Annotated in this window: 11 protein-coding genes; 3 read left to right on the plus strand and 8 right to left on the minus strand. The window is 72.6% G+C overall.

Features of this window, described 5'->3' with window-relative positions:
- The first annotated feature begins 15 nt into the window (after window positions 1-15).
- Window positions 16-1,761, plus strand: a complete 1,746-nt coding sequence (gene argS / locus OG937_20565) for an arginine--tRNA ligase (protein WUD73913.1) — start codon at window positions 16-18, stop codon at window positions 1,759-1,761.
- Between the two features lie 92 nt (window positions 1,762-1,853).
- A complete protein-coding gene (locus OG937_20570; GenBank protein WUD73914.1) occupies window positions 1,854-2,684 on the plus strand; it encodes a DUF4253 domain-containing protein in 831 nt (276 codons plus the stop codon).
- 82 nt (window positions 2,685-2,766) lie between these two features.
- Here the strand turns inward: OG937_20570 and OG937_20575 are convergent, their stop codons facing one another.
- The 8 genes from OG937_20575 to OG937_20610 all read right to left on the minus strand — a co-directional run bounded on the left by OG937_20575 (window position 2,767) and on the right by OG937_20610 (window position 10,982).
- Window positions 2,767-3,093, minus strand: a complete 327-nt coding sequence (locus OG937_20575) for a hypothetical protein (GenBank protein ID WUD73915.1) — start codon at window positions 3,091-3,093, stop codon at window positions 2,767-2,769.
- A gap of 592 nt (window positions 3,094-3,685) precedes the next feature.
- Window positions 3,686-4,687 carry a porphobilinogen synthase gene (gene hemB / locus OG937_20580; protein ID WUD73916.1) on the minus strand — a complete coding sequence of 334 codons (1,002 nt, stop codon included), beginning with the start codon at window positions 4,685-4,687 and terminating at the stop codon, window positions 3,686-3,688.
- A 167-nt stretch (window positions 4,688-4,854) separates the two neighbouring features.
- Window positions 4,855-6,591: a bifunctional uroporphyrinogen-III C-methyltransferase/uroporphyrinogen-III synthase gene (locus OG937_20585; GenBank protein ID WUD73917.1), complete on the minus strand. Its 1,737-nt coding sequence runs from the start codon at window positions 6,589-6,591 to the stop codon at window positions 4,855-4,857.
- Window positions 6,588-7,556: a hydroxymethylbilane synthase gene (hemC, locus tag OG937_20590; GenBank protein WUD73918.1), complete on the minus strand. Its 969-nt coding sequence runs from the start codon at window positions 7,554-7,556 to the stop codon at window positions 6,588-6,590. Before hemC ends, OG937_20585 begins: the two co-directional genes overlap by 4 nt.
- A complete protein-coding gene (locus OG937_20595; GenBank protein WUD73919.1) occupies window positions 7,553-8,971 on the minus strand; it encodes a glutamyl-tRNA reductase in 1,419 nt (472 codons plus the stop codon). Before OG937_20595 ends, hemC begins: the two co-directional genes overlap by 4 nt.
- On the minus strand, window positions 8,968-9,738 hold the full coding sequence (locus OG937_20600) for a redox-sensing transcriptional repressor Rex (protein ID WUD73920.1): 771 nt from the start codon (window positions 9,736-9,738) through the stop codon (window positions 8,968-8,970). Before OG937_20600 ends, OG937_20595 begins: the two co-directional genes overlap by 4 nt.
- A 131-nt stretch (window positions 9,739-9,869) precedes the next feature.
- Complete coding sequence (locus OG937_20605) at window positions 9,870-10,571, minus strand: 3'-5' exonuclease (GenBank protein WUD73921.1); 702 nt, start codon at window positions 10,569-10,571, stop codon at window positions 9,870-9,872.
- A gap of 114 nt (window positions 10,572-10,685) precedes the next feature.
- Window positions 10,686-10,982 (minus strand): glutaredoxin family protein, encoded by a 297-nt coding sequence (locus OG937_20610; GenBank protein ID WUD73922.1) that lies wholly within the window; start codon window positions 10,980-10,982, stop codon window positions 10,686-10,688.
- A 109-nt stretch (window positions 10,983-11,091) separates the two neighbouring features.
- On the opposite strand from OG937_20610, the gene OG937_20615 reads away from it, so the two are divergent.
- Window positions 11,092-12,012: an HAD-IB family hydrolase gene (locus OG937_20615; protein ID WUD73923.1), complete on the plus strand. Its 921-nt coding sequence runs from the start codon at window positions 11,092-11,094 to the stop codon at window positions 12,010-12,012.
- Window positions 12,013-12,119 lie beyond the last annotated feature (107 nt).

A 12,119-nucleotide genomic window follows, 5' to 3' on the forward strand; every position in this document is an offset into this window, starting at 1 on the left:
GGAAGCACCCATCCCATGGCCTCGGTCAACTCGCTTTCCGCCTCGATCCAGCAGCGCGTCGCTGACGCCCTCGGTGCCGATCCGCTGCTGCGACGTAGCGACCGGGCCGACTTCCAGGCCAACGGTGTGCTGGGCCTCGCCAAGCGGAACAAGGCGAACCCGCGCGAGCTGGCCGCCGAGGTCGTGGCCGCCCTCCCGGCGGACGAGGGGCTGATCTCCTCCGTCGAGGTCTCCGGCCCCGGCTTCCTCAACATCACCGTCGCCGACTCCGCGATCACCCGGACGCTCGCCGCCCGGGCCGCCGACGAACGGCTCGGCGTGCCCGCGAAGGCCGCGCCCGGCGTCACGGTGATCGACTACGCGCAGCCGAACGTGGCCAAGGAGATGCACGTCGGCCACCTGCGGTCCTCCGTGATCGGCGACGCGCTGGTCAAGATCCTGGAGTTCGAGGGCGAGACGGTGATCCGTCGCCACCACATCGGCGACTGGGGCACCCAGTTCGGCATGCTCATCCAGTACCTGGTGGAGCACCCGCACGAGCTGGACCACGACGCGTCCGACGCGGGCGAGGAGGCCGGCGAGGCCTCCATGTCACGCCTCAACCGGCTCTACAAGGCCTCGCGGGCCGTCTTCGACTCCGACGACGACTTCAAGACCCGGTCGCGCAAGCGGGTCGTGGACCTGCAGGCCGGCGACCCGGAGACGCTGGCGATGTGGCAGCGGTTCGTGGACGAGTCGAAGATCTACTTCAACTCTGTCTACGACAAGCTCGACATCGAGGTCCGCGACGAGGACGTCGTCGGCGAGTCCGGCTACAACGACATGCTCGTCGAGACCTGCGAGCTGCTGGAGAAGTCCGGCGTCGCCGTGCGCTCCAACGGCGCGCTGTGCGTGTTCTTCGACGACGTCAAGGGCAAGGACGGCGAGCCGGTCCCGCTCATCGTGCAGAAGGCCGACGGCGGCTTCGGCTACGCCGCGACCGACCTGTCCGCGATCCGCAACCGCACCGCGGACCTGCACGCGGACACCCTCCTGTACGTGGTGGACTCCCGGCAGGCCCTCCACTTCAAGATGGTCTTCGAGACGGCCAGGCGGGCCGGCTGGCTGACCGACGAGGTCAAGGCGCTCCACATCCCGTTCGGCACGCTGCTCGGCAAGGACGGCAAGCCGTACAAGACCCGGTCCGGGGAGACCTTCCGGCTGGTGGACCTGCTGGACGAGGCCGTGGAGCGGGCCGCGACCGTCATCCGGGAGAAGTCCCAGGACCTGACGGACCAGGAGGTCACCGAGCGGGCCAAGGAGGTCGGCATCGGGGCGATCAAGTACGCCGACCTGTCGACCTCGCTCGGCCGGGACTACGTCTTCGACCTGGACCGGATGGTCTCGCTCAACGGCGACACGAGCGTGTACCTGCAGTACGCGTACGCCCGGAACCGCTCCATCCTGCGCAAGGCCGGCGACGCGAAGCCGGTCGCGCACCCGGAGCTGCCGCTGGCACCGGCCGAGCGGGCGCTCGGCCTGCTGCTGGACGAGTTCGCGGAGACCCTGGCGGGCGTCTCGGAGACGTACGAGCCGCACAAGCTGGCCTCGTACCTGTACGCGCTCGCCTCGGCGTACACCACCTTCTTCGACCAGTGCCCGGTCCTGAAGGCCGAGACCCCCGAACTGCGGGAGAACCGCCTCTTCCTCTGCGACCTGACCGCCCGCACCCTGAGCCAGGGGATGGCGCTGCTCGGCATCCGCACGCCCGAGCGCCTCTGACGCGCCCCGCGTCCGTACGACGGCGGCCCCGGCGGGAGTCAACACTCCCCCCGGGGCCGCCGTTGTCAGTGGGCACCCCTACATTCACGGCCATGGCGATGCTCCCCAACCAGCTCCCGAAGCTCGCGCAGGACCCGGCCGGCCGGTCCCTGGGCCTCGACCTCCCGCCCGGCACGCTCGTCGACGCCACGTGCGACGGCCGGTGGCCCGAACCGCTGCTCTGGCACGCGGAGGAGACCGCCGGGCCCGGCTCCTGGGAACGGCTGCTCCCCGCGCGGATGACGGCGGGGCTGCACCCGGTGCTGCTCTCCATGGACGCGGCGCTGCCGGCCACGGCGGAACTGGACCCGGGGATGATGTCCTACCCGGGCGACCACGACGCCGACGAGGTGCTGGCCGGCTTCTGGGGCCATGAGGACGAGGACGACGAGCAGGAGGACGAGGCCCCCGACGAGGACGCGGCGGACCTGGTCGCCCCGTTCGGCCGGGCGTGGCCCGGCCTCGCCCCGGCGCGGGAGTTCGAGGCCGACCCGGACGTCAGGGCGGCCGAGGTCGCCGCGGCCGTGGTCGAGGCGGGGTGGTTCAAGGACCCCCGAGCGGCCCTCGTCCCCGCCCGGCGCAGCGCCGACGTCCCCGCGGCCATCGGCTGGACGGGGCCGTGCAACCACGAGAACGACGTGGCCCGGCTCTGTTCGGTGCTGCGCTCCTGGGAGGAGCGCTTCGGCGTGCGCGTCGTGGCCCTCGCCTTCGACGTGCTCGTGCTGTCCGTGGCAGCGCCGCCGGCCACCGTGCGGGAGGCCGAGGCCGTGGCCGCCGAGCACTTCGCCTTCTGCCCGGACAACGTCACCCAGGGCAGCGGCTCGCTCCGCACGTACGCCAAGTCCCTGGTGGACGTGCCCACCTGGTCCTTCTGGTGGGACTAGACGGATCCCCTGCCGGGCCCGAGGTACGGGTGTCCTTCCCCGCGGTGGAAGGACACCCCCGAGACGACCCGGTCAGTACCGCTCAGCGGTGGAAGTGCCAGCGGTGGTCGTGACGGTGGTGGCGGTGGTGCCAACGAGGGTGGTGCCGGTGGTGGCGGTGGTACCAGCGGCCGTCACGCCCCCGGTCACGGCGGTACTCGCCGCCCCGGCCGCGGTCACCGTAGCGCCGGTACTCGCCGCCCCGGCCTCGGTCACCGTCGTGCCGGTACTCGCCGCCCCGGTCGTTTGTCGCCTGGGTCGTGTGCGACACCGCCGCCGGTGGCGGCGCTGCGGCGCCGGCGGCACCGGCCCCGCCCAGAAGGACGGCGGCCGCGACGCCCAGCGCGGCGGCGAATCGGGGAATCCGCATCGCGGTTCTCCTTTCACGGCGGAGGCCCTTGCGCCTCCGCCTGCTGTGGACTTGCTGTGAATTTGCCACCCACATCAGCCGTTAAGTCCGAATCGCCACCAAAGCCACTTGATGTAATGAAATGCCGCGCGGTCTGGAACCATGCCGTCCGCTTCCGCGTCCTGCGCGCGATCATCTGAAGGCACCACGCCCGAGCAGGCGGGAAGAACGCCGCCACCCCTCCTTCGGCAGGTGACCGCCCCGGCTGCAGACCCGGCCGAGCATGATCACTCCTCTGCCGCCGATCACGCCCCGACCGGGCCCAGGACGACCGGCAGCCGCCCGTCCCACGCCGTGTGGACCCGAACGGCACGGGCACCGCGGCACGTTGCCTCACCTGCCGAACGGTGACACGGGCGATGCGCACGCGGAAGCGACCCGCTTGCCGAGGGGTGACAGCGGGTCAGGTGGCGCGTCCCGGCGCTTCCGCCGCCGATCGCGGCCATGACCGGAGTCGCCTGCCCGGCGCGGCTGTTCATCGGCAGCGGCGCCCGGTGCGCGGTGACGGCCGTACCGGCGGGCCGATCGGCCGCCGGCAGAGCCGTCGGAGCCGTCAGAGCTGCGCGGCCACCTCGGTCGCCCAGTAGGTGAGGATCAGCTGTGCACCCGCGCGGCGGATGCCGGTCAGGGCCTCCATGATCGCCCGGTCGCGGTCGATCCAGCCGCGCTCGGCGGCCGCCTCGACCATCGCGTACTCGCCGCTGACCTGGTACGCCGCCACCGGCACGTCCACCGACTCGGCGACCTTCGCCACCACGTCCAGGTACGGCAGCCCGGGCTTCACCATCACCATGTCGGCGCCCTCGGCGACGTCCAGCGCCAGTTCGCGCAGCGACTCCCGCAGGTTCGCCGGGTCCTGCTGGTAGGTCTTGCGGTCGCCCTTGAGCGAGGATCCGACGGCCTCCCGGAACGGCCCGTAGAACGCCGACGCGTACTTCGCCGTGTACGCCAGCACCGACACGTCCTGGTGCCCGGCGGCGTCCAGGGCGCCCCGGATCACACCGACCTGACCGTCCATCATGCCGCTGGGGCCGACGACGTGGACGCCGGCGTCCGCCTGGACCCGGGCCATCTCCGCGTACCGCTCCAGCGTCGCGTCGTTGTCCACCCGGCCCTCGGCGTCCAGCACGCCGCAGTGGCCGTGGTCGACGTGCTCGTCCAGGCAGAGGTCGGACATGACCACCAGGGCGTCGCCGACCTCGCCGACCACGTCGCGGATCGCCACCTGCAGGATCCCGTCCGGGTCCGTGCCGGGCGTTCCCACGGCGTCCTTCTTCTCCTCCAGCGGCACGCCGTAGAGCATGATCCCGCCCACGCCCGCCTCGGCCGCCTCAACGGCGGCCTTGCGGAGGGTGTCACGGGTGTGCTGGACGACGCCCGGCATGGCGGAGATCGGCACCGGCGCGTCGATGCCCTCGCGGACGAAAGCCGGGAGGATCAGCTCGGCGGGGTGCAGCCGGGTCTCCGCGACGAGGCGGCGCATCGCGGGCGTCGTGCGCAGCCGGCGGGGCCTCGTACCGGGGAACTGACCGTATCCGCTTCCGTTTCCGCTCATCACCGCGCCGCGCCTTTCTCCGTCCCGGGCCGTTTCCGCGTTCCACGGTACGCCCGTGTGCGCCGTGCTCATGCCGACCCGGTGTCGGCCCCGGAACGCGACGGCCCCCGGTTCCACGGAGGGAGCCGGGGGCACGAGGAGCGGGGCCGCGGGGGCCCGCCGACCCGTCAGACGCGGGCCCTGCGCCGGGACCCGGGACGGCGCTCGCTGGGACGCGTCACGGGGTCGCCCGCGGCGATCGCCGCCTCGCGCCGCCGGACGCCGAAGTCCGCCAGCGCCTGCGCGAGCGCGTGGACGGACGGCTCCGGGGCCATCACGTCCACCCGCAGCCCGTGCTCCTCCGCGGTCTTCGCGGTGGCCGGGCCGATGCAGGCGATCACGGTCACGTTGTGCGGCTTGCCCGCGATGCCGACCAGGTTCCGCACCGTGCTGCTCGAGGTGAACAGCACCGCGTCGAACCCGCCGCCCTTGATCGCCTCACGGGTCTCCGCCGGCGGCGGCGACGCCCGCACGGTCCGGTAGGCCGTGACGTCGTCGACCTCCCAGCCGAGCTCCACGAGGCCCGCCACGAGGGTCTCCGTCGCGATGTCGGCGCGCGGCAGGAAGACCCGGTCGATCGGGTCGAAGACGGGGTCGTAGGGCGGCCAGTCCTCCAGCAGGCCCGCGGCGGACTGCTCGCCGCTGGGCACCAGGTCCGGCTTCACGCCGAAGTCCACCAGCGCCCGGGCGGTCTGCTCGCCCACCGCCGCGACCTTGATCCCGGCGAAGGCACGCGCGTCGAGCCCGTACTCCTCGAACTTCTCGCGGACGGCCTTGACCGCGTTCACCGAGGTGAAGGCGATCCACTCGTACCGTCCGGTGACCAGGCCCTTGACCGCGCGCTCCATCTGCTGCGGCGTACGGGGCGGCTCCACCGCGATGGTGGGCACCTCGTGCGGCACGGCTCCGTAGGAGCGCAACTGGTCGGAGAGGGACGCGGACTGCTCCTTGGTGCGCGGGACGAGCACCTTCCAGCCGAACAGCGGCTTGGTCTCGAACCACGAGAGCAGGTCGCGCCGCGTGGTCGGCTCGCCGACCACGGCTATCGCCGCGATCGGGCCCTCCGGGGTGGGCAGCGCCTTCGTCGCCTTCAGCTCGGCCGCGATCGTCGACAGGGTCGCCGACCAGGTGCGCTGCCGGGTCGTCGTACCGGCGACGGTCACGGTCAGCGGGGTGTCCGGCTTGCGGCCCCCCGAGACCAGCTCCGCCGCGTTGGCGGCGACGGTCTGCAGGGTGGTGGAGACGACCAGGGTCGCGTCGCTCGTGCCCGCCTCGCTCCAGCACCGTCCGGACGCGGTCGCGGCGTCCACGAACCGCACGTCGCCGCTGAGCGGCACGCCGGCGTACGCGGGCACGCCCACGGCCGCGGCGACGCCCGGGACGACCTCGAAGGGGATGCCCGCCTGCGCGCAGGCGAGCATTTCGGTGGCGGCCGCGGAGTCGAGTCCGGGGTCCCCGGCGATCGCACGGACGACCCGCTTGCCGGTGCGCGCGGAGGCCATGAAAAGCTTGGCCGCGGCGGCCGAAGGGCTCAACTCCCCCTCGGCGTCGCCCGGCTGCGCCGTGTCCACGCCCGGCCGGGCATGGGTCCGTACGACGTCCAGCACGTGCTGGTCGCCGACCAGGACGTCGGCGTGGGCGAGCGCCTCGACGGCGCGCAGGGTCAGCAGCCCGGGGTCACCGGGCCCGGCACCGAGGAAGGTGACGTGCCCGTGGGCGGAACGCGGCGTACCCGTGCCCGCGGTCCCGGTCTGGCCCGCGGTTCCCGCGGTACCCGTCCTGCCTGCCGTTCCTGCCGGTCCTACCGGCCCGGCCGCGGTGGCGTCTGCGGTCGTGTTGGTCGCTGCGGCGGCGGTGGGGCTCAAAGTTCGCGCTCCCCCATAAGACCGGCCGCACCCTTGGCGAGCATCTCGGTGGCGAGCTCGTGGCCGAGGGCCACGGCTTCGTCCCGGGAGGCGGGGGTCGGACCGGTGATGGACATCTGCACCAGCGAGGAGCCGTCGGTGGTCCCGACGACACCGCGCAGGCGCAGCTCGGTGATCTGCCCGTCCACGACGGGGTCGGCCAGCGCGCCCACGGGCGCGGAGCAGCCGGCCTCGAGGGCGGCGAGCAGTGCGCGCTCGGCGGTCACGGCGGCCCGGGTGAACGGGTCGTCGAGCTCGGCGAGCACACCGGCGAGCCCTGCGTCGTCCGCAGAGCACTCGACGGCCAGCGCCCCCTGTCCGGGAGCGGGCAGCACGACGTCGCAGGAGATCAGCTCGGTGGCCTCCGCGAGGCGGCCCAGCCGGCTGAGTCCGGCGGCGGCGAGCACGACGGCGTCGAGGTCGCCTGAGGCAACATATCCGATGCGCGTGTCCACGTTGCCGCGGATCGGCACGGTCTCGACGCGCACCCCCATCGAGCGGGCCCAGGCGTTCAGCTGCGCCATGCGGCGCGGCGAGCCAGTGCCGATGCGGGCGCCCCGGGGGGAGGCGGCCAGCTGCTCGAAGGTGAGGCCGTCGCGCGCGATCAGGGCGTCGCGCGGGTCCTCACGCAGGGGGACCGCGGCGAGGGTGAGGCCCTCGGGGTCGGCGGTCGGGAGGTCCTTGAGGGAGTGGACGGCGAAGTCGATCTCGCCGCGCAGCAGCGCGTCGCGCAGGGCGGAGACGAAGACGCCGGTACCGCCGATCTGCGCCAGGTGCTCGCGCGAGACGTCGCCGTAGGTGGTGATCTCCACCAGCTCCACGTCACGGCCGGTGATCCGGCGGACCTGTTCGGCCACCATGCCGGACTGCGCCAGCGCCAGCGCGCTGCGCCGGGTTCCCAGTTTCAGTGCGGTTGGGCTCGTCATGCCCGCCCTCGATTCGAGTCACTCGTTGCTGAAGCAGCCGACACCGCCGGCGGGACGGCCGCGGAGGGGATCACCGGCGTGCCCGGTGAGTCGGCCCTGCTGACCGCGGCGACCGCCTGGGGGTCCAGGTCGAAGAGTTCACGCAGCGCGTCGGCGTACCCGGCACCGCCGGGCTCGCCCGCGAGCTGCTTGACCCGCACAGTAGGCGCGTGCAGGAGTTTGTCGACGACGCGGCGCACGGTCTGGGTGACCTCCGCGCGCTGCCGTTCGTCCAGGTCGGGGAGGCGGCCGTCGAGGCGCGCCAGCTCGGTGGCGACCAGGTCGGCGGCCATGGCGCGCAGGGCGACGACGGTCGGCGTGATGTGCGCGGCACGCTGGGCGGCGCCGAAGGCGGCCACCTCAGCGGAAACGATCTTTCGCACCTCGTCGACGTCGGCGGCCATCGGGGCGTCGGCGGCGGCCGCGGCGATGGTCTCCAGGTCGGTGACGTGGGCGCCGTCCAGGGAGTGCACCAGCGGGTCGATGTCGCGCGGCAGTGCGAGGTCGAGCATCCCGATGGGCGCGACGGGCTCGCCGCCGGAGCGCAGGGCCCGGGAGAGCGTGGCGCGGGCGACGGTGTCGGCGGTGAGCACCAGGCCGGTCGCCCCGGTGCAGGACACGACGATGTCGGCGTACGACAGCTCGCCGGCCAGGTCCGCCATGGACGCGGCGCGGCCGCCGACGCTCTCGGCGAGGCGCTCGGCGCGCTCCTGCGTGCGGTTGACGACCACGATCTCGCCCGCCCCCGCACGGGCGAGGGTGGCCGCGGCGAGCGAGCTCATCGAGCCGGCGCCGACGACCAGGGCGCGCTTGCCCTTGCCCCACTCCTCGAAGGGGACGCCGCCGACGGCCTCGGCCATCTGCTCCAGGCCGAAGGTGACCAGCGACTGACCGGCCCGGTCGATCCCGGTCTCGGAGTGCGCGCGCTTGCCGACCCGCAGCGCCTGCTGGAACAGGTCGTTCAGGGACCGGCCCGCGGTGTGCAGCTCCTGGCCGAGACCCAGGGTCTCCTTGATCTGGCCGAGGATCTGGCCCTCGCCGACGACCATGGAGTCCAGGCCGCAGGCGACCGAGAACAGGTGGTGGACGGCCCGGTCCTCGTAGTGCACGTACAGGTGCGGGGTCAGCTCGTCGAGACCGACCCCGCTGTGCCGCGCCAGCAGCGTGGACAGCTCGGCGACACCGGCGTGGAACTTGTCGACGTCCGCGTACAGCTCGATGCGGTTGCAGGTGGACAGCACCGCGGCCTCACCGGCGGGCTCGGCGGCCATGACGTCCAGCAGCAGCTTGCCCTTGGTGTCCTCACCGAGCGCCGCGCGCTCCAGGACGCTGACGGGGGCGGTGCGGTGGCTCAGTCCGACGACGAGGAGGCTCATGCCGGCATCACGGCGGGGACGTCCCCGTCAGGTCCCGGACGGCGGCCGCCGTCACGGACCGCCTTGGCCGCCACCGGGGGCGCCGCGAGGCTGCCCTCCAGCTCCTCGCCGGCCTTCCGCTGCTCGTGGAAGGCGAGGATCTGCAGCTCGATGGAGAGGTCGACCTTGCGGACGTCGACCCCGTCGGGGACGGTCAGCACGGTCGGGGCGAAGTTGAGGATCGAGGTGACCCCGGCACCCACCAGGCGGTCGCAGACCTCCTGGGCGGCCCCGGCCGGCGTGGTGATCACTCCGATGGACACCTGGTTGTCGTGGACGATGCCCTCCAGCTCGTCCGCGTGCCGCACGGGCAGCCCGGCGATGAGCCGTCCGGTGAGCTGGACGTCCGCGTCGATGAGCGCGGCGATGCGGAAACCCCGCGAGGCGAAGCCGCCGTACCCGGCGAGCGCGGCCCCGAGGTTTCCCATGCCGACGATGACGACCGGCCAGTCCTGGGTGAGGCCCAGCTCGCGGGAGATCTGGTACACGAGGTACTCGACGTCGTAGCCGACCCCGCGGGTTCCGTACGAACCGAGGTAGGAGAAGTCCTTGCGCAGTTTGGCCGAGTTCACCCCGGCGGCGGCCGCGAGTTCCTCCGAGGACACGGTGGGCACCGATCGCTCGGACAACGCGGTCAGGGCCCGCAGGTACAGCGGGAGCCTGGCGACGGTGGCCTCGGGAATCCCTCGGCTGCGGGTCGCCGGTCGGTGAGTTCGGCCAGTTGCCACGATGCTCCTGCGGGTAGAGCTGGGCTGCGAGCGGCACCCGTCATTGGGACCGCCCCGTGCACGCCAGGCTATGTCTTTGTGAACGCGTGCACAAAGATGGTGTCCGATTTGCCCGGGGGAAGTGACCGGCATCACGCACCCCCATTACGGACATAAGAAACCTTCTGCTGCGACGGAACGTTCCACGCGGGCGCCCGGTCCGCACTCCGGCGCCCCACCCACAGCGCGTCCGCTCCGGCCAGCTGCGGCCACTCGACCACCGCCGCGCGCGCCAGCGCCTTCTCGGTCTGCGCGGGTCCACCCGGGTGGTCCGGGACGTACGAGGCGAAGAGCCGGGCCGTCGTACGGGCGTCCCCCAGCGCGGTGTGCGCGGTCCAGCCGGTCAGTCCCGCCGCCTCGGCGCACGCCAGCAGGCTCAGCCCGCCCGGGGCGGTCTCCCGCAGCGCGGCCATCCGCATGGTGCACAGTTCGGGGACGACGGGGAACTCCACGCCGAGCCGGGCGTACTCCGCCGCCAGGAACGCGCGGTCGCAGCCGACGTTGTGCCCCACCAGCACCCGCCCGCGCAGCAGCCCCAGCAGCCTCGGGGCGATCTGCCCGAACAGGGGTGCGCCGACCGCCTCGACGTGGCGGGACTCGATGCCGTGGATGTGGGTGGGGCCGACCGGCCCCTCGGGGTCGACGAGGGTGGAGAACTCACCCTCGTGCCCGAATTCGCTGTCGAGGAGCACCACAGCCAGCTCGACCACCCGGTGGCGCCGCGAACTGGAACCGGTGGCCTCCAGATCGACCACGGCGAAGCCGCCGCGCGCCTGAAGTCTGCCCGGGAGCACGCAGTCACCACCCTTACTCACGCACCCCCGCACTACACAAAACGCCTTGATGGTAATCGAGCACCCGCGTCCAGAGGAACACGCGCAAATCGCCCACCTGTCGCACCAGGGCCCTCAGGCGCCCAGCCCGCGCCGCAGCCGGCCCTCGTCGACACGCCAGAAGGTGTGCTGTTCCCCGTCGATGAGGACGACCGGGATCTGCTCCCAGTACCGGTCGTGCAGCTCCTCGTCGCGCGTGATGTCCCTCTCCTCGAAGCGCGCGCCCAGGTCGTCGACGACCCTGCGGATCACCGTCCGCGCGTCGTCGCACAGGTGGCAGCCGGGCTTGGCGATCAGCGTCACCGTCCGATCCGCCGGGTTTCTCCGGGCATTGCGGGCATCGCGTCCGAACAGAGGGCTCATGCCGGCCATTCTGCCTCCGTCAACTCCCGACCCGCAGTAACACCCTCGTCGCGAGGAGTTCATTCACCTGCTCCATCGGTGCACCGGAGTTGCCCAACGGACTGGCTATGCTCGCCCCATGGCCGCTCTGCGATGGCTCACCCCCCGTAAGCGCTCCGCCACCGCGCGCAGCGTGCTGGCCGGCGAGGCCGCGGCGGAGGCCGCGCTCGCGGCACCCGTGGAGAAGAAGGACGACCGGGCGGGCGTCCCCGCGTTCCCCGTGGTCGGCGATCCGCACGCGGCCGCCTTCTTCGACCTGGACAACACCGTGATGCAGGGCGCCGCGATCTTCCACTTCGGGCGCGGCCTGTACAAGCGGAAGTTCTTCCAGAGCCGTGACCTCGCGCGCTTCGCGTGGCAGCAGGCGTACTTCCGGATCGCCGGGTCCGAGGACCCCGAGCACATGCAGGAGGTGCGGGAGAGCGCGCTCTCGATCATCAAGGGGCACCGCGTCGAGGAACTCATGTCCATCGGCGAGGAGATCTACGACGAGTACATGGCGGACAAGATCTGGCCCGGCACCCGCGCGCTCGCCCAGGCCCACCTCGACGCCGGACAGCGGGTCTGGCTGGTGACGGCCGCCCCGGTGGAGACGGCGACGATCATCGCCCGCAGGCTCGGCCTCACCGGTGCCCTCGGCACCGTCGCCGAGCACGTCGACGGCCTCTACACCGGCCGGTTGGTCGGCGAGCCGCTGCACGGCCCCTCCAAGGCCGAGGCGGTCAAGGCGCTCGCCGCCGTGGAGGGACTCGAACTCTCGCGCTGCGCCGCGTACAGCGATTCGTCGAACGACATCCCGATGCTGTCGCTCGTCGGACATCCATATGCGATCAATCCCGATACGCGGCTGCGCAAACACGCACGCGAAAAGGGCTGGCGGCTGCGCGATTACCGCACCGGCCGCAAGGCGGTGAAGATCGGCATCCCGGCGGCAGCAGGCGTGGGCGCCGTGGCGGGCGGCGCGGCCGCCGCGATGGCCCTGCAACGCCGCCGCCGCTAGGGACGCGGGCGACACGCCCGGGTCACCCTCTGGCGCCCCGTCAGTTCACGGTGAGCCACACAGCCACAACACGCTCTCCACGCGAGCATTTCACGACGCTATGTGGT

This window comes from Streptomyces sp. NBC_00510 (genome assembly GCA_036013505.1).
Classification (GTDB): Bacteria; Actinomycetota; Actinomycetes; order Streptomycetales; family Streptomycetaceae; genus Actinacidiphila.

Bases quoted from the DNA above. Each gene is read 5' to 3' on its own strand.
- OG937_20615 (WUD73923.1), top strand. From the start codon at position 11,092: ATGGCCGCTCTGCGATGGCTCACCCCCCGTAAGCGCTCCGCCACCGCG.
- argS (WUD73913.1), top strand. From the start codon at position 16: ATGGCCTCGGTCAACTCGCTTTCCGCCTCGATCCAGCAGCGCGTCGCT.
- OG937_20610 (WUD73922.1), bottom strand. From the start codon at position 10,982: ATGGCCGGCATGAGCCCTCTGTTCGGACGCGATGCCCGCAATGCCCGG.
- OG937_20575 (WUD73915.1), bottom strand. From the start codon at position 3,093: ATGCGGATTCCCCGATTCGCCGCCGCGCTGGGCGTCGCGGCCGCCGTC.
- hemB (WUD73916.1), bottom strand. From the start codon at position 4,687: ATGAGCGGAAACGGAAGCGGATACGGTCAGTTCCCCGGTACGAGGCCC.
- hemC (WUD73918.1), bottom strand. From the start codon at position 7,556: ATGACGAGCCCAACCGCACTGAAACTGGGAACCCGGCGCAGCGCGCTG.
- OG937_20570 (WUD73914.1), top strand. From the start codon at position 1,854: ATGGCGATGCTCCCCAACCAGCTCCCGAAGCTCGCGCAGGACCCGGCC.
- OG937_20595 (WUD73919.1), bottom strand. From the start codon at position 8,971: ATGAGCCTCCTCGTCGTCGGACTGAGCCACCGCACCGCCCCCGTCAGC.